Here is an 18,024-nt window from a genome sequence, read left to right as displayed (position 1 = left end):
GATTTCTATGTGAACTTAGGATGTGATTTTATTGAAAACAATTGTTATTATTCAAGCTAGAATGGGCTCAACACGACTTAAAGGTAAGATACTAAAACCTGTGGGAGATTCTAATGTACTGGCTTATGTTACAAGTCGCTGTTTACAAATCAACGGAGTACAAGAAGTAATTGTTGCAACAACCACATTGTCCCAAGATGATGTGATTGCCACTTGGTGCAAAGAAAATAATATTCGATACTTTCGAGGTTCAGAAAATGACGTATTATCTCGCTTTGTAGAGTGTGCAAAGGAGTACAATCCAGATTATGTCATGCGTGTAACGTCTGATTGTCCATTTGTTGATTATGAAATGGCAAGTGAAGTAGTAGAATTGATGGCAAATGAGAAAAAGGAAATTCTGCTAGTTGATGGAGAACTGCCACGCGGTCTTGCGGTAGAATTAATTGCTTACCAGGCACTGTTGCGTATTAATGAAGTGGGTAAGGAAGTGAGGCATCGTGAGCATGTAACATACTATGCCTATGAATTTTCAGATGAATTTGAGTCAGTGACCTATAAAGCATCTACCAATCGCAATGCATCAAATTTAAGGATTACATTAGATACAGAAGAAGATTATGAAGTTATTTATAAGGTAGCACAGCATTTCAATAATCCTCTTGTATCAAGTGTAGATGTTATACAATTTTTAAATAACCATCCTGAAATAGTCCAATTAAATGCTCATATTGAGCAGAAACCGGTGCAATAAGTGAAAGTCATCATACGAGCAGATGCATCAACCGAGATTGGTAGCGGACATGTCATGCGTTGTCTAACCATTGCTAAGAAGTTTCGTGAAGCAGGCTGTCAAGTGACATTTTGGATGGAGCCCTTACCTGGTAATTTAATAGATGTTGTGGCACAAGAAGGCTTCGACAATATAAGACAAATGGATTATGCAGATATTTACATTATTGATCATTATGTACTTGATAAAGAATGGGAACAAACTATTCGAGAGTATGCACAAAAAATTATTGTAATAGATGATTTAGCTCGCTCCCATGAATGTGATGTCTTATTAGATCAAAATATTGTCCCCAATTATGCAACACGCTATGACGGGCTTGTACCTGAACATTGTAAAAAATTATTAGGACCACAGTATTTAATTATAAGAGATGAATTTATTAGCGCGCGACAACAGCCAAGAAAGCGTGGGAGTATTGTCAATCGTTTACTTATCTTTATGGGAGGAAGCGATCCAACAAATGAAACAATGAAAGTATTACAGGCACTTGAACAGTTTAAATTTGAGCATGTTGATATTGTTGTTGGCGATGGCAATCTGTTAAAAGAACAAATTAAAGCGATTTGTAACAAGTGTGGCTATCATTTCCATTGTCAAATTGACTATCTGGCAACTCTTATGCAACAAGCTGATTTTGCTATTGGTACTGGAGGGGCAACAATGTGGGAACGATGCTATGTTGGGCTTCCCTCAAGTGCAACGGTTGTGGCAGATAATCAAAAAGAGACCACAGTGTACGCGGAAGAGCTAAGTGTTGTAATCAATTTGGGTTGGCATGAGCAAGTAACCACAAATACTTATAAAGATTTGCTAAATAGTTTAATAGTAAATGAAATGGGAGCTAAGGGGCTTGCATTAACCGCAAATAAGCAACCAAATGCTTGGTTGCATGAAATAATGGAGTTGATGAAATGATAAAAATAGGACAAACAGAAATTGGTCGCCATACGAAACCATTTATTATTGCAGAAATGTCAGGAAATCATAATCAATCATTGGAACGTGCATTACATTTAGTTGAACTTGCCGCAGAGGCGGGGGTAGATGCATTAAAGTTACAAACTTACACGCCAGATACGATTACATTAGATGTACATACAGGAGAATTTTTTATTCAGGATGATGTGAATATTTGGAAGGGCAACTCTTTATACAGTTTATATAAAGAGGCATATACACCATGGGAATGGCATCAAGAGATTTTTAATAGGGCGAAAGAGTTAGGATTACTAGCTTTTAGTTCTCCATTCGATGAAACGGCTGTAGACTTTTTAGAGACACTTGATGTGCCTGCCTATAAAATTGCGTCATTTGAAAACGTAGATATTCCATTGATTCGCAAAGTAGCACAGACCGGAAAACCGCTAATTATTTCAACAGGAATGGCAACAGCTGCAGAGCTTGATGAGGCAGTTAGGGTTGTACAAGCTGAAGGAAATAACCAAATTATCCTGTTAAAGTGTACTAGTACTTACCCTGCTACGCCAGCTAATTCAAATTTAACAACCATTCCGCATATGAGAGAGCTATTTGGAACAGAAATTGGTTTATCTGATCATACAATGGGAGTTGGTGTATCGGTAGCTGCAGTTACACTTGGTGCGACTGTCATTGAAAAGCATTTTACAACATCACGTGCAGAAGGCGGTGTTGATGCAGCATTTTCAATGGAGCCAGATGAGCTCAAGATGCTTGTGGAAGAAACAGAGCGAGCGTGGCAAAGCTTAGGAAAGGTGAACTATGGTCCAACAGAGGCAGAGAAGAATTCCACAAAGTTCCGCCGCTCCTTATATATCGGGCAAGACTTAAAAAAAGGAGATATTTTAACAGTTGACAATCTCCGAAACGTTCGACCAGGTTTGGGTTTACCGACAAAGTATTACGATTTAGTGTTGGGTAAGGCTATTAAGAAAAATGCCAAAAAAGGTACACCACTTAATTGGGAGCTATTATTATAATTTGATGAGGAGAAATGTTATATGTCTAGAATAATTTTGCTTAAGGGACAGTCTAACTACGGATCGCTAAGGTTACATATTGACCAATTACATACTGCTTTTAAAAATTTAGGCTATGACTCAGTTGTAATTGATTTAGTAGCATCAAATGCATATGAAAATTTAGATAACTATATAAATAAACCAATCTCCTTTTTCTTTGCTTTTAACGGTATGGGGATTGATTTAAGTATTGAAGGGAAGAGTCTTTATAATATTTTAAACGTACCGTTCGTTGCCGCATATGTCGATCATCCGCATATGCATTTAGGAAGATTAGCGAATAAAATTGAACATCATTATGTGACAATGTTAGATGAAGGACACTTGAAGTTTGTTCATAATTATTTTCCAGAAAACCATATTAAAGCAACAAAGTTATGGTTACCAGGTGGGAACCGTAATGAAAGTAATCCAATGATTAAACATACTCAAGAAGAGTTTATTGCCAAAAGAGATATTCAAATTTTATTTACAGGTTCATTTAGAGGACTGCCCGAAAAGCCATGGAATTCTTACTCGAAAAGTCTTTCCAATTTATTAGATGAGGTAGTTGAAGTAATATTGTCCCAAGATATAATGAGCTTTGAAGAGGGGCTAAGCTATGTATTAGAAACACGTAAAATGTTTTTGTCGAAAAAACAAATAAATAAATTACATCAAATAATGCCACATGTTAATGTATATTTACATGCAATGAGAAGATTTTCAATTTTAAATACATTAGCTAAAGCTGAATTACCTGTAACAATATATGGACAAGGATGGGATTCTGTTAAGACAAAATGGAAGTCTTTTATTTTCAAAGAGGAAGGTACATTTGAGCAAACACTAGATTTATTAAATAGGGCAAAAATTGTATTAAACACGAATACATGTTTTGTTAATGGTGGTCATGAGCGTGTATTTGCAGCTATGATAAATGGTGCCGCTGTTTTCTCAGATGTTAGTACGTATTATGAAGATAATTTTACAAATAACAAAAATATATTGCTATATAAATGGACAGAGCTTCAAAAGGCACCAGAAATATTAAATAATTACCTTCATGATGAGGATGCTTTGTATAAAATTGCAAGCAATGGACAAACTTTAGCAATTGAACAACATTCATGGGAAGAACGAGCAAAATCTTTAATTGAATTTATTGAAATCAATGAAAACCTTTATGGAATAGAGGAAATATAACGTGATTGAAACAGGTAAAGTTCTTGTTGTAGATATTGATGGAACTCTTTATACAGAGTTAGAAGTTGCAGGAGATTATAGTACAGCTATACCGAACGAACAGTTTGTGTCACAGTTACGGGCGTATAAAAAATTAGGTTTCCATATTACGCTCTATACAAGCCGTCAAATGCGAACGTTTGATGGGAATGTTGGAAAAATAAATATCTATACTTTGCCCCCTTTACTTGAATGGCTAAATAAATTTGAAATTCCATTTGATGAAATTCATGTTGGGAAGCCTTGGTGTGGTCATGAAGGCTTTTATATAGATGATCGTGCTATAAGACCAAAAGAATTTGTTGACAAGTCGTATGAAGAAATTATGATGTTGTTGAAAAAGGATGCACAAATATGAAAGTAATTATAACAATGGCAGGTGCAAGTAGTCGTTTCAAAAAAAGTGGTTATAATTTACCTAAATATCAATTACTTTGCCATGGTAAAACATTGTTTACATGGTCGCTTCAGTCGTTAGAAAACTGGTTTACATCAGCTGAATTTGTATTTATTTTACGAGAAGATGAAGATTTTGTAAATCAACAATGTAACCAATTAGGCATAAAGAACTGGTCATGTGTAAAGTTAGCCAATTTGACATCTGGTCAAGCAGAAACAGCTTTATTGGCTTTAACATTAAAAGATGAACCGATTGTTATTTACAATATTGATACTTATGTAAAAGGTTTATCTTCTATTGAGATAGAGGATGGTATAGATGGATTAATTCCTGTTTTTTCTGCTACAGGAGACCATTGGAGTTTTACAAAAACAGATGATCAGAATAGAGTAGTGGAAATTGCTGAAAAAAAACGTATATCTGAATGGGCAACAGTAGGATTATATTATTTCTCCTCATCAAATGATTATAAAAAATACTATGATTTAACTTATAGTAAATGCCCTGCTATTGAAACCTATATTGCCCCTATCTACGAAACAATGCTAAGTGATGGAAAATTAATAAAAGACGTAAAAATTCCTTCTCAGTATGTTATTCCTCTTGGTACACCATTAGAAGTTTTAGCATTTGATAAGGAATTTACTGAGGTGAATTTGAAATAATGACTAATTATGTAATTGTTCCTTCTGCTAAGTTTATTGCACCTGATTTAAGAAAAGAATTTGGTCATATTCCTCCTGTGCTATTAACCTATCAAAATGAAACAATTTTACAGTATTTATGTAAAGTGTATCGAAACTCCAAAATTTTAATTGGGGTACATGAAGGGAAGCAATTGATAGAGCAATATGTAAAAAAATCTCGTTCCAGTGGAGAATTAATTGAAATTGACCAACCACAATCACTAGGTCACACAGTATATAGCTTACTTCAACAAATTGATTTTGAGGAAGTAGATCAATTAACAATTCACTTTGGTGATACAATTATTCAAAATGTAGACACTTATTTAGCAAATAGCTTATTAGTTTGCAAAGTTGATGATTCATGGCGCTGGACTATTGTGGAAAATAAAAGTGATGAATTACTATTTATGGATAAAACATCTATATCAGTTGAGAAATTAGCTATTGTGGGCATTATCAATATTCAGTATCCGTTGCATTTTAAATATGTATTACAAAAGGTTCTTGATACTGCAAAAGGTACAGACGCTTTATTTGTAGCATTAAAATTATATCATCAAAACTATCCATTGGAATTAGTAGAAATCAATCGTCAAAATTGGATTGATCTAGGACACTTGGATAGATTAGTGGAGGCAACAGGGCAAACTCGTATATTTAATGAAATAGCAATAGATTTTAATAAGAGAGTATTAAAGAAAAATAGTCTTTACAAAGCTAAATTCATAAATGAAATATTGTGGTATATACACTTGCCAAAGAATTTGCACTATGCGATTCCAAGAATATTCAATTATTCTCTTGATGAACAAGATTTATTTATTGAAATGGAGTATTATAGTTACCGCTCATTATCAGAACGATACGTTATAAATAATTTGAATATTGAAGATTGGCAATTAATTTTTAAACGAATTGAAAATTTATTAACACACTTTTCTCAATTTAAGCAATCAGCAAAAGACATTGATCAATCAAGGTATCATATGTATGTGAAAAAGACATTGGAACGTTTGACTGACTATGATTGGCCAGAAGAACTAAAAAAAGTAAGTATCATCCGTACAATTAACGGGAAGGAAATTATACCATTAGACGAAATATTAGATTCTATGCCAAAGGTTTATCATCAACTTTATCAACATGTAAAAGGTGAACTTCCTCAGCAATTTAATGTTATGCATGGAGATCTATGTTTCAGTAATATTTTGTATGACATTCATAATGGCATTACACGAATTATTGATCCTAGAGGATCTTTTGAAGATAGTTCTGTTTATGGAGATGCTCTATATGATTTAGCGAAATTAAGCCATTCAGTAAGAGGATTTTATGATTTTATAATTCGTGATCAATTTTATTTTGAAATGAATGAAGAGAATATTATTTTTGAGCTTTTCTCTAATGAGAGGCATCAGGAAATTGCGCAGTTATTTGAACAACGATTTTTATATAAACCGTATTTAAAGTTGTATATTGATTTTATTGAGAGTATGTTGTTTTTAAGTATGATTCCTCTTCATAAAGATTCGATTACTCGACAAAAAGCAATGCTAGTGACAGGGATACTAAAATATAATCAATTTATAAAACTTTTTTATAATTATTTTTCTTTAAAAAAAGAAGAGATTTACGAGGTTAAGTTATGAGTAATGAATTAAAAGAAATGAATGAATTATTTGATAAGCTTTTTCCAATTATGCGTAGCATTACAGGGGAAGGGGTTAGGGAAACCATTCGTATTTTACAACAGTACATTCCCCTTGAGATGGAGGGGATTTCAACAGGTACAGAAGTGTTTGATTGGGAAATCCCGAAAGAATGGGTAATACGTGAAGCATGGATCAAAGATGAGCAGGGCGATAAAGTGATTGACATAAAAGACTTAAATTTACATGTTGTGAATTATAGTGAGCCAGTTAATCTATGGGTATCATTGGAGGAATTAAAGAAACATGTGCATACGATACCCCAATTACCGGATGCTGTGCCTTATGTCATTTCATATTATAAAGAGCGTTGGGGCTTCTGTATGACTCATAATCAATTAAATAGTTTGGCAGAAGGTAAATATCATGTCTATATAGACAGCGAAAAAATTGATGGTCAATTGAATTTTGCTCAAGCTGTGCTACCTGGAAAGTCAGAGAAAGAGGTAATGATTAGTACTTATATATGTCACCCTTCAATGGCTAATAATGAGCTAAGTGGTCCACTTGTAGCTACTTATTTATATAATCGTTTAAAGCAATGGAATAATCGAGAATTCACATACCGTTTTGTTTATTTACCAGAAACAATCGGCTCTATATCTTATTTATGGAAATATGGACAGGAGTTAAAGGAAAAATTGTATTCTGGTCTGGTGTTAACATGCTTAGGTGGAAAAAACCGCCGTCTATCATTCAAACAACCACGTTTAAATCATACACCGATGGATGAACTAATTACTTATTTAAACAGTCGTGAACAGTACGAGATGCCAATTCGACCATTTACTCCTTTACACGGTTCAGATGAGCGACAATATTGCTCACCAGGTTTTAATTTACCAGTAGGACAGTTTTCGAAGATGGTTTATGGCGCATATCCTGGCTATCATAATTCATTAGATACAAAAGAAAATATGACAATTGAAGCATTGCTAGATAGTGTTAATGAAATTGAAAAATTATTAAAGCTACAAGAATTAAATGGCTATTATATCAATCAAAAACCATTTGGCGAACCGAAATTAGGAAAATATGATTTGTATCCTGATATCAATGCACCCGGGACGTGGGGTAAATCTAGCACAAAAAAAATTGATAATCGCCAGCAGCTCAATCAAGTATTAACGTTACTTAATTATTCTGATGGTAAACATCGTTTATCAGATTTAGCAAAGACGTTACCTTATTCGCTTGAAGACTATGAAATTTCAATTGAAGCTTTAAAGGAGCATGGGTTACTAAGTGGCCCTTTTTATGAAGAACAGGAGTTGTGAAAATGAAAGTATTATTGTTAACAGGTTCACATCCAAGACATTTATATGTCGTCAATCAATTGGCTAAACTCGGTATAGTAGTAGCGCATGTCAAGGAGGTTCGTGAAGAATTTATGCCTCAGCCACCAGGCTATCTTGAAGACATTGACCGTAATAATTTTATACGCCATTTTGTAGATCGCGATGAAGCTGAAAGAAGACATTTTGTTGGGAATGAGGAAGTAAAGGCAGAGATACCAACATTACAAGTATCGCATACTACTTTGAACAGTACTGAAACGATTGAATGGGTATGTGAGCAAACATTTGATTTAGCAATTAGCTATGGTGTACATATGTTAAGTAAGGAGTTATTAGACGTAATGCCAGCCCATTCTTGGAATATTCACGGTGGACTATCTCCTTGGTATAAGGGAAATACAACCCTATTTTGGCCGTTTGTCATGCTGCGTCCTAATTGGGCGGGAATGACAGTACATCGCCTCACATCTCGTTTAGATGCAGGGGAAATTGTACATCAGTCTGTTCCACAATTGGATTATGGTGATGGGCTTCATGATGTAGCATGTAAGGCTGTCATGCAAGTAACAGAGGATTTAGTGCAAATTATTCAGAATACTCCTTTAGTAAAAATTAATTATATTCCACAAAAAGGAAATGGTAAGCTGTGGGTCGGAACAGATTGGCTACCACAGCATTTACGTTTTGTTTATGGTATGTATAACAATGATATTGTTGATCAATTTTTAGATGGCAAATTACCAAAAATGGACCCACCAATAATTTCTGCTTTAAGAAAAGAGGAATAGATATGAAAAAGCTGCCTGAATTTCTTTCCTATGGTCACCAATCTATTGATGAAAAGGATATTCAAATTGTCATAGAAACATTACGTTCACCCTTCCTAACACAAGGACCTAAAATAAAAGAGTTTGAGCAGGCGATTGCAGATTATGTTGGTGCTCAATATGCAGTTGCTTTTTGCAATGGGACTGCAGCCCTTCATGCAGCTTGTTATGCAGCTGGAATAGGTGAGGGTGATGAAGTTATTACTTCGCCTATTACATTTGCAGCTAGTGCTAATTGTGTACGTTATATGGGAGGTACTGTTGTTTTTGCTGATATTGATGCAAATACTTATAATATTGATCCTTCTGAGGTCAGACGAAAGATAACATCAAACACAAAGGCCATTATTCCAGTTGACTTTACAGGTCAACCTGCAGATATGGAAACTATTATGGAGATTGCATCTGAACATAACTTAGTGGTAATTGAAGATAGTGCTCATTCACTTGGAGCTGAATATAAGGGAGATAAAGTTGGTACTCAAGCAGATATGACTATGTTCAGCTTTCATCCAGTCAAACCGATTACCACAGCTGAGGGTGGGATCATCGTAACGAATAATGAGGAATATTATCGAAAATTGCAATTATTCCGCAGCCATGGCATCGAGCAAACTGAGTACTCAGTTGAACAAGGTGGTTGGTATTATGAAATGACAGACCTTGGCTATAATTATCGAATGACAGATCTACAAGCAGCACTTGGCTTATCTCAAATGACAAAAATCGATTCATTTATTCAGCAGCGTCGTGAAATTGCAGCATTTTATACAGATGAATTTCAGGACATTGAAGGAGTTATCGTTCCGAAACAGCTAGAAGAAACAAATTCAGGGTGGCATTTGTATATGATTCAGCTAGAAAGGGCTTCTCGTAAGCAAATTTTTGAACAAATGAGATCCTTAAATATAGGAGTACATGTACATTATATTCCGGTTTATTGGCATCCGTATTATCAACAGCTAGGATATGAGCGTGGATTATGTCCAAATGCAGAAAATTGGTATGAAAGGGCTTTAACACTACCCATTCACCCTAGTATGACAACAGAAAATTTATCCATTATTGTGTCAAATATTAAGGAATTACTAAATCAATTTTACTAATAATTTCATTAGCTACCTCGAACTCAAACATATTTAGTTAGAGTTCGAGGTGTTTTTTGTACCGACATGTAATGGAACAATTCTATTTGTTTACCAAAAAACGTGAAACTATAGAAAATGCTTCCGATAATAATGTTAAGCAAATGAAAAGTTTAGGGGGTTGAGTTACATGCGTATTGCATCGCAGGGGCAGACAATGGAAACGATTACTGCACCAACAAATACGAAAGCAATGAATGTGCAGGAAAATATGACGCCTAATGTTTCAGCAATAACGAACTCTCAACCGGTAGTGGAAAAAGCTACTACTGCTGGAGAAGAGCAAGAAGTTACAAAGGAGAAACTACAAAAGGCTGTTGATGTTGTAAATGAATTTTTAGAAATAAATCACAGCTCTTCGAAGTTTATGTATCATGAAGGATTAGAACGCTATTATGTCACAATAGTCAATCGTGATACAGATGAGGTTGTTAAGGAAATTCCACCAAAAAGATTATTGGATGCATTCTATGAAATGCAAAAAATGGTGGGAATGATTGTAGACGAAAAAATATAAACATAATTAGGAGGATTTAAAGATGGTTTCAAGAATGGGTGGATTAGTCTCAGGAATGGACATTGATGGTATTGTTGAGAAGCTGATGAAGGCTGAGAGAATGCCTTTAAATAAAGCTTTTCAAAAAAAGCAAACATTAGAATGGCAGCGTGATGCGTTTCGTAATGTTAACACAACATTAAAAAAACTAGATGATTTTTTATACAAAAATACATTTTTACAAAGTCAAATGATGAAAAAAACAGCTACTTCTTCAAATGAGAAGCTGGTATCTGTGAACGCAACTAATAGTGCCACTGGCTCTCTAAATATTGAAAGTGTCACACAGTTAGCTACTGCAACTCAGTTAATAGGGAAGCAAACAGCATATACTGGTAATACAAAATTATCCGAACTGGGTATCACAGGTACATCCTTAGATTTAAGTTCTATAGATAAAAATGGGGATTTAGCAGCAAAACCTACAACGATTAGCTTTGATCCAAATAATGATACGGTGAATGATTTAGTAAAAAAAATTAATGAAAGTAAAGCAGGCGTGACAGCTTTGTTTGAAAGTGGGAAACTTTCTTTAACTGCCAACAATACAGGTAGTGTAAAAAGTGGAACAGGCGAAATCGTTTTTGGAAATGGCAAGGGCGTTTTTGATGCTCTAGGCTTTGCGAATGATGCAGAGGTTACTAAAAGAGATGGAAAGAATGCTATTTTACAAGTGAATGGTATTTCTATGGAACGTTCATCTAATAAAGTAACTATATCTGGTTATGAAATTACATTAAAAGAAACGTTTAACGCTTATTCAGGTGCACGAGAACGTTTAACAGTAGCGGATGCAGAAAAAAATAATGCAAATACGGCCTTGAATGGAACAGGTGGATTAAAGGATGTTAGAGATACTGCTTCATTAACATTTAATGATTACTATAATAGTACTTACAAGGTTGCCCATAAAAATCTTTTTGGTACTAATGGATTGACGACTCCAGATCAACGAGCGAAATTTGATGGGTTATCAAATGTAGGGAAGGTGGCACGTTTAGATGATACTGATTTACAAGCACTTAGAGGCTTAGGTATAACAGATTTCTCAAGTGAAGCAAATGTAAAAGCAATTATTGGTAATGATACAAACAGTCTATCAGAAGATCAAAGAGCGAAACTATTATCCTTATCAGGCAAGGATTTAGAAGCATTAAACAGTTCAGATGGAGAAGCGTTACTAGAAAGAGCAAAACAAGTTGACTTTGAAAATGTCTATAAATCACTTGATAAAAAGTTTTTATCTGAATTATCCACAGATGATATTAATTTTTTAGCTTCTATCAAGGGTAAAGATAGTGCAGAGATTGATGCAGCATTTGTGGGTACAACTGAAGATATTAGAAAGAAATTTGGTGGTTTAGATCGAGTTGATTTAGGTAAATTAGCTGATTTGGCTGATGAAGGAAACCTAGAGAAATTCCAATCATTTTATACCATTGACAAACAAAACCAAGATAATCAAACTGCACTTACAACTGCTAAGAATGCTGTAGTTGCTGGTGAAAAACGGTTAGCTGAAGCAGAAAAATCTTTTAAAAATGCGGAGGATGCTGTTGCGAATACACCAGTAGACACATCGTCATCCGTAGCTGCTGTAAGCTTAAATTCAACTGCTGATACAAGTGCTATTAAAGATCGCATTAAAGAATTTGTCACAAGCTATAATGAGATGCTCGATACATTAAATGGTTTATTGAAAGAGAAAAAATACAGAGACTTCCCACCACTGACAAAAGAGCAACGTGAAGATATGTCAGAAAATGAGCAGAAGCTCTGGGATGAAAAGTCAAAAAGTGGGCTTTTACGCAGTGATTCACTTATTCGAGAAGGATTATCCAAAATGCGTACACAATTTATGAGTCCAGTAAATGGTCTTGGTGATAAAACAATGGATGCATTAGCGGAAATTGGGATTACTACATCAAATAAATTATCAGAAGGCGGCAAGCTTGTTATTGATGACGATAAATTAGACAAAGCTTTAGAGAAGGACCCACAACAAGTTGTTGAAATATTCACAAAAACTGGAACAGTTTCCACGACCTATGATGCAGATAAAAAGCGTAATGTAACGGAGGATTCGCGTGGGATTACCAAACGTTTACGTGATGAAATTTTAAATCTGACTAAGAGTATTGAAAAAAAAGCAGGAAGAGAAGGCTCAACAGAGCAATCATATAATATTGGTAAAAACATTGTTGACACGGACAATCAAATCACGAAGTTGCAAGCAAAATTAAAAGATATCGAGACACGCTATTGGAGACAATTTACAGCCATGGAGCAAGCAATTAATAGAGCAAATCAACAATCTAGTATGTTTATGCCACAATAGACTAGAGTAGGAGAATTTTATGCAACAAACAGACCAACTTTTGCAAGTATCAGCAAATTTATTTAAGCATTTAGGTGACATTCCAAAAGGTGAAGAGCGAGACGAATACATTGAGGCAATTAACAGCCTATTGGACAAACGTGGCACGATTATTCAAGATTTAATTCAGGAAGGCTTTAATTTTGATGAACAAAATCGCGTTCATCGGACATTGCTTGAATTAGATAATGGGATTAAAGAGCGTTTGGCTGCTGTGATGGACGCTGTAAAACAAGATATGGCAAACCTACAGAAAACGAAAAAAAGTGAACAGCAATACTTCAATCCATATTCGAGTGTTCGTGTGATGGATGGGATGTATTATGACAAAAAGAATTAACATTTACCTATTAGCTTTTCTTCGGAAAATGGTTTAAACTAGTAATTAAGTAACCTTTAAAAGGAGTTGTCCTTTATTGGCAGCAAATTTAACAGCGCAAAATGCATACAAACAAAATAGTGTGACCACTGCTTCCCCTGGTGAGCTGACGTTAATGCTTTATAATGGATGCTTGAAGTTTTTAGGTAAGGCTAAGCTTGCGATTCAAGAAAAGAATATTCAAGAAAAAAATAATAATCTTCAAAGATCGCAGGCAATTATTGCGGAGCTGATGTCTACATTAAATATGGACATTGACATTTCAAAGCAAATGCTCCCTCTTTACGAGTATATGAATCATCGCTTAGTCGAAGCAAACATTCAAAACGATGTGGCGATTATTGAAGAGGTTGAGGGTTTAGTGACGGAATTCCGTGATACGTGGAAGGAAGTTATCCGCATTAATCGACAGCAGCAATTTGGTCAGGGAAACAGCGGACAAATTTAGACAAATTTAGAGGCCATCGTATGATGATGGTCTCTTTTCTTTGTGAGAAGACAGGACACGAAGGTTTCATGCACTTCTAGGGAAAACTGTTTCAATAGTCATAAATTAGGGCTTAAAGCGGTAAAATATGTTACTTATTCCCTCTAGATGTAAAACATGCATCGTGTCATAATCAAGCTAAATATATGTTTTGAATAATATTGGGGTGGGAATATGATATTTAAGCGTCAAGAAGGTTTTCGCTTTAAATTCGAAGAACCGATTACAATGACTTTTGCTATATATGAGGATGGCAGGGTCAATCAAGAGCAAACAGCCATGGCAGAGTTGCTTGATATTAGCCCGCGTGGTTTAAAAATGTTTACTGAGGTGGATTTGGGCGTCAATCCTCCTCCATTGGATCTCCGTTTTGTGCTTGACACAAGAGAGGTACGGGCTTATGGAGAAATCATTTGGAGTCGTCCTTTTGGAAACGGCAAGCAATATGGTGTGTTTTTCAATAATCAAGGGGCAGTTGAGGATTTGATTGTCGAAGAATTAAAATTGCGTCGAAAAAAAGAAGCGGCTGAGGCAAAAATTAAAAATAATTCGTAAATTTTTTGTGAAAAAAAGAATTAATTTAGAGGAATTCCACACACTTGTGTAGAATTAGATAGTATAGCAGTTATAAAGGAGGAGTTTACATGTTAAACTTTAACATTCGTGGTGAAAATATTGAGGTAACTCCAGCTATTCGAGAGTATGTAGAGAACAAAATCGACAAAGTTGAACGTTATTTTAACGAAGATGTTAACGCCAACGCTAACGTAAATTTAAAGGTTTATAATGACAAACAGACTAAAGTGGAAGTTACTATTCCAATGAAAAATTTAACTCTTCGTGCAGAAGAGCGTCATAATGATATGTATGCTGCGGTTGATTTAATCGTTGATAAATTAGAGCGTCAGATTCGTAAGCATAAAACAAAGGTAAACCGTAAATTCCGTGAGCGCGAGGGTGCAGGCCTTTATTTTGCTACTTCACAAGCAACTGTAGATGCAGTACCAGAGGAAGAAGAATACTCAATTGTTCGTACAAAGCAATTTGATTTAAAACCAATGGATCAAGAAGAAGCTGTACTACAAATGAATATGCTAGGTCATGATTTCTATGTCTTTACAGATGCTGAATCCAATGGTACGAATATTGTCTATAAACGCAAGGATGGTAAATACGGCTTAATCGAAACAACTTAACTTCACAGGCATAGAGGCTCTCGCTATAGCGGGAGCTTTTTTTAGTCTATAATTCCAATAACAGCCTTACTGACTAGGGAGACTGTTTGCATGAAACTGTTACGCAATGGTAAAATGAAATTTGAGACTATATAGGAAGTGAAAAAATTCATGGCAAACCTATTAAATAAATTATTTGATTTTAATAAACGTGAGTTAAAAAAATTAGAAAAAATCGCTGACCAGGTAGAGAGCTTTGCTTCTCAAATGGAGCAGCTTTCAGATGATCAATTACAAGCAAAAACAGAAGAATTTAAAAAACGCTTTGCCGACGGAGAGAATTTAGATTCGATTCGAGCGGAAGCTTTTGCCGTTTGTCGCGAAGCGTCGAAGCGTGTATTAGAGATGTATCCATTCCGCGTTCAAATTATGGGTGCTTCTGCGCTCGATGAAGGGAATATTGGGGAAATGAAAACAGGTGAGGGGAAAACATTAACGGCTACAATGGCTGTTTATTTGAATGCCCTTACCGGTAAAGGTGTACATGTTGTCACAGTCAATGAATATTTAGCAAGTCGTGATGCTGCAGAAATGGGAGAGCTTTATAACTTCTTAGGCTTAACGGTTGGTTTAAACTTAAACAGCCTATCAAAAGAAGAGAAACGTGCGGCCTATGAAGCGGATATTACGTATAGTACGAACAATGAGCTGGGCTTTGACTATTTACGTGATAATATGGTGCTTTATAAAGAGGAACGTGTACAGCGTCCGCTTCATTATGCAGTTATCGATGAGGTAGACTCGATTTTAATCGATGAGGCGCGTACACCATTGATTATTTCGGGTCAGGCTGGGAAATCAGCACAGCTTTATAAACAGTCTAATGCGTTTGTTCGTATGTTAAATTCGGAAACAGATTACACATATGAGGAATCGACAAAAGGCGTTACGTTAACAGATGCTGGTGTAGAAAAAGCAGAGAAAGCATTTGGTGTTGACAATTTATTTGATTTAACACATGTTCGCTTAAACCATGCTATTAATCAATCGTTAAAGGCACATGTAAGTATGCATAATGATGTGGACTATGTTGTACAGGAAGGCGAAATTATCATTGTTGATGGCTTTACAGGTCGTTTAATGAAAGGTCGTCGCTATTCAGATGGACTACACCAAGCCATTGAGGCCAAAGAAGGCGTAGAAATTCAAAATGAGTCAATGACAATGGCGACAATCACCTTCCAAAACTACTTCCGTATGTACCAAAAGCTTGCTGGGATGACTGGTACAGCGAAAACAGAGGAAGAGGAATTCCGTAATATTTACAATATGAGTGTTATAGCTATTCCTACGAATAAGCCAATTGCTCGTGATGACCGTCCAGACTTAATTTTTGCTTCAATGGAAGGGAAATATAAAGCGGTAGCTGCAGATATTGCAGAGCGTCATAGAGCTGGACAACCTGTTCTAGTTGGTACAGTTGCGATTGAAACATCTGAAATTATTTCAAATTTATTAGATAAACATAAAATTCCTCATAATGTCTTGAATGCGAAAAACCATGAACGTGAAGCAGAAATTATTGCGAATGCTGGTACTAAGGGTGCGGTGACAATCGCAACGAATATGGCTGGTCGTGGTACGGATATTAAACCAGGGGAAGGCGTAATGGAGCTTGGTGGTTTAGCCGTTATAGGTACAGAGCGTCATGAATCTCGTCGTATTGATAATCAGCTACGTGGTCGTTCTGGGCGTCAAGGGAATCCAGGGGTTACACAATTTTATCTGTCACTAGAAGATGAACTGATGCGTCGTTTCGGCTCTGATAATATGAAATCCATGATGATGCGACTTGGTATGGATGATTCACAGCCGTTGCAATCCAAGGTTGTGTCGAAAGCGGTCGAATCAGCTCAAAAACGTGTAGAAGGCAATAACTTTGATGCACGTAAACGTTTATTACAATATGATGATGTATTACGCCAACAGCGTGAGATTATTTATAAAGAGCGTTATGATGTACTCGAAACAGAAAATATGCGTGTGCTTGTTGAGTCTATGATTCAAGAGACAATTGACAATGTGGTGGGCATGTTTACGCAAGGCGAGCAAAAAGATTGGAATTTAAAAGCTATTGAAGATTTTGTTGCTGCGAACCTGCTTGATGAAGGCGGGCTTAAGGTGGAAGATTTTCAAGGTAAAGCTGCAGAGGATATTAATCAGATGATTTCAGATGCAGTACATGTGCGTTATGATGAAAAAGAGACAAATCTTACACCAGAGCGAATGCGTGAATTTGAAAAAGTTATTTTATTACGTTCAATTGATACAAAGTGGATTGATCATATTGATGCAATGGATCAGCTGCGCCAAGGTATTCATCTTCGCGCATATGGTCAAAACGACCCCCTTCGTGAGTATCAACAAGAAGGCTTTGCTATGTTTGAGGATATGGTTGCTTCGATCCGAGAAGATGTAGCAAAATATGCGATGAAGGCAGAAATCCACAATAATTTAGAGCGTGAAGAAGTTGCCAAAGGTCAAGCTGTTAATCCGAAAGAGGATGGCGGTTCTGCTTCTAAAAAGCAACCGGTGCGTAAGGCTGAAAATATTGGACGTAATGATTTATGTCCATGCGGAAGTGGTAAGAAATTTAAAAACTGCCATGGTGCAGCTCAATAATAACTGAAAAAAGATCATTTTAGCCTCGTGTTAAAATGATCTTTTTCTATATTTAAAAATAGCTAATGAAGGAAAATAAGTAGAAAAAAGTCAGAATTTATAGACAATTGAAATATATGAGTATACAATAGCTGTAAATCAATAGGGATTTAGTTCAACAAAAAAATACTTTTTATCTCCTAATTCTATATTTTATAAGTAAAAGTAACTGTTTGGATAATAAAATAGATGTTTTAAGTGCTAGCAGGAATATTAACAGAGGAAACTTATTCCCTCGTCA

General features: G+C 35.5%; 17 protein-coding genes. All 17 read left to right on the top strand.

Annotation, left to right across the window (positions count from 1 at the left end; genetic code table 11):
* Positions 1-31 precede the first annotated feature (31 nt).
* Entirely contained in the window at positions 32-754 is a 723-nt protein-coding gene (locus AC3WOM_RS00525) for a cytidylyltransferase domain-containing protein (RefSeq protein WP_492444275.1), read from the top strand.
* Positions 755-1,711 (top strand): UDP-2,4-diacetamido-2,4,6-trideoxy-beta-L-altropyranose hydrolase, encoded by a 957-nt coding sequence (gene pseG / locus AC3WOM_RS00520; RefSeq protein WP_492444273.1) that lies wholly within the window; start codon positions 755-757, stop codon positions 1,709-1,711.
* Positions 1,708-2,754 carry a pseudaminic acid synthase gene (pseI, locus tag AC3WOM_RS00515; protein WP_492444271.1) on the top strand — a complete coding sequence of 349 codons (1,047 nt, stop codon included), beginning with the start codon at positions 1,708-1,710 and terminating at the stop codon, positions 2,752-2,754. The genes pseG and pseI overlap by 4 nt, the downstream gene beginning before the upstream one ends.
* A gap of 21 nt (positions 2,755-2,775) precedes the next feature.
* Positions 2,776-3,981 carry a glycosyltransferase family protein gene (locus AC3WOM_RS00510; RefSeq protein WP_492444269.1) on the top strand — a complete coding sequence of 402 codons (1,206 nt, stop codon included), beginning with the start codon at positions 2,776-2,778 and terminating at the stop codon, positions 3,979-3,981.
* 1 nt (position 3,982) lies between these two features.
* Positions 3,983-4,378 carry an HAD family hydrolase gene (locus tag AC3WOM_RS00505; RefSeq protein WP_492444266.1) on the top strand — a complete coding sequence of 132 codons (396 nt, stop codon included), beginning with the start codon at positions 3,983-3,985 and terminating at the stop codon, positions 4,376-4,378.
* Positions 4,375-5,085 carry a glycosyltransferase family protein gene (locus tag AC3WOM_RS00500; RefSeq protein ID WP_492444264.1) on the top strand — a complete coding sequence of 237 codons (711 nt, stop codon included), beginning with the start codon at positions 4,375-4,377 and terminating at the stop codon, positions 5,083-5,085. Before AC3WOM_RS00505 ends, AC3WOM_RS00500 begins: the two co-directional genes overlap by 4 nt.
* Positions 5,085-6,758, top strand: a complete 1,674-nt coding sequence (locus AC3WOM_RS00495) for an aminoglycoside phosphotransferase family protein (protein WP_492444263.1) — start codon at positions 5,085-5,087, stop codon at positions 6,756-6,758. Before AC3WOM_RS00500 ends, AC3WOM_RS00495 begins: the two co-directional genes overlap by 1 nt.
* Positions 6,755-8,095 (top strand): DUF4910 domain-containing protein, encoded by a 1,341-nt coding sequence (locus tag AC3WOM_RS00490; RefSeq protein ID WP_492444261.1) that lies wholly within the window; start codon positions 6,755-6,757, stop codon positions 8,093-8,095. The genes AC3WOM_RS00495 and AC3WOM_RS00490 overlap by 4 nt, the downstream gene beginning before the upstream one ends.
* 2 nt (positions 8,096-8,097) lie before the next feature.
* Complete coding sequence (locus tag AC3WOM_RS00485) at positions 8,098-8,904, top strand: formyltransferase family protein (protein WP_492444259.1); 807 nt, start codon at positions 8,098-8,100, stop codon at positions 8,902-8,904.
* A 2-nt stretch (positions 8,905-8,906) separates the two neighbouring features.
* Complete coding sequence (gene pseC / locus AC3WOM_RS00480; protein WP_492444258.1) at positions 8,907-10,049, top strand: UDP-4-amino-4,6-dideoxy-N-acetyl-beta-L-altrosamine transaminase; 1,143 nt, start codon at positions 8,907-8,909, stop codon at positions 10,047-10,049.
* 169 nt (positions 10,050-10,218) lie between these two features.
* The gene (locus AC3WOM_RS00475; protein ID WP_492444256.1) at positions 10,219-10,605 is read left to right on the top strand and encodes a flagellar protein FlaG; all 387 of its coding nucleotides are present in this window, start codon (positions 10,219-10,221) and stop codon (positions 10,603-10,605) included.
* Between the two features lie 22 nt (positions 10,606-10,627).
* Positions 10,628-12,982, top strand: a complete 2,355-nt coding sequence (gene fliD / locus AC3WOM_RS00470) for a flagellar filament capping protein FliD (RefSeq protein WP_492444253.1) — start codon at positions 10,628-10,630, stop codon at positions 12,980-12,982.
* A gap of 19 nt (positions 12,983-13,001) precedes the next feature.
* The gene (gene fliT / locus AC3WOM_RS00465) at positions 13,002-13,361 is read left to right on the top strand and encodes a flagellar protein FliT (protein ID WP_492444250.1); all 360 of its coding nucleotides are present in this window, start codon (positions 13,002-13,004) and stop codon (positions 13,359-13,361) included.
* A 76-nt stretch (positions 13,362-13,437) separates the two neighbouring features.
* Entirely contained in the window at positions 13,438-13,848 is a 411-nt protein-coding gene (gene fliS / locus AC3WOM_RS00460; protein WP_492444249.1) for a flagellar export chaperone FliS, read from the top strand.
* 213 nt (positions 13,849-14,061) lie between these two features.
* Positions 14,062-14,442 (top strand): PilZ domain-containing protein, encoded by a 381-nt coding sequence (locus tag AC3WOM_RS00455; RefSeq protein WP_427538701.1) that lies wholly within the window; start codon positions 14,062-14,064, stop codon positions 14,440-14,442.
* An 89-nt stretch (positions 14,443-14,531) separates the two neighbouring features.
* The gene (gene hpf / locus AC3WOM_RS00450; RefSeq protein WP_054770145.1) at positions 14,532-15,083 is read left to right on the top strand and encodes a ribosome hibernation-promoting factor, HPF/YfiA family; all 552 of its coding nucleotides are present in this window, start codon (positions 14,532-14,534) and stop codon (positions 15,081-15,083) included.
* Between the two features lie 150 nt (positions 15,084-15,233).
* Positions 15,234-17,744, top strand: a complete 2,511-nt coding sequence (secA, locus tag AC3WOM_RS00445) for a preprotein translocase subunit SecA (RefSeq protein ID WP_492444246.1) — start codon at positions 15,234-15,236, stop codon at positions 17,742-17,744.
* Positions 17,745-18,024: the final 280 nt, after the last annotated feature.

The sequence above is a fragment of the Lysinibacillus sp. FW301-JW8 genome, assembly GCF_058788755.1.
The sequence above is the reverse complement of the archived record's forward strand: the minus strand, read 5'-3'. Positions and strand labels throughout refer to the sequence as shown.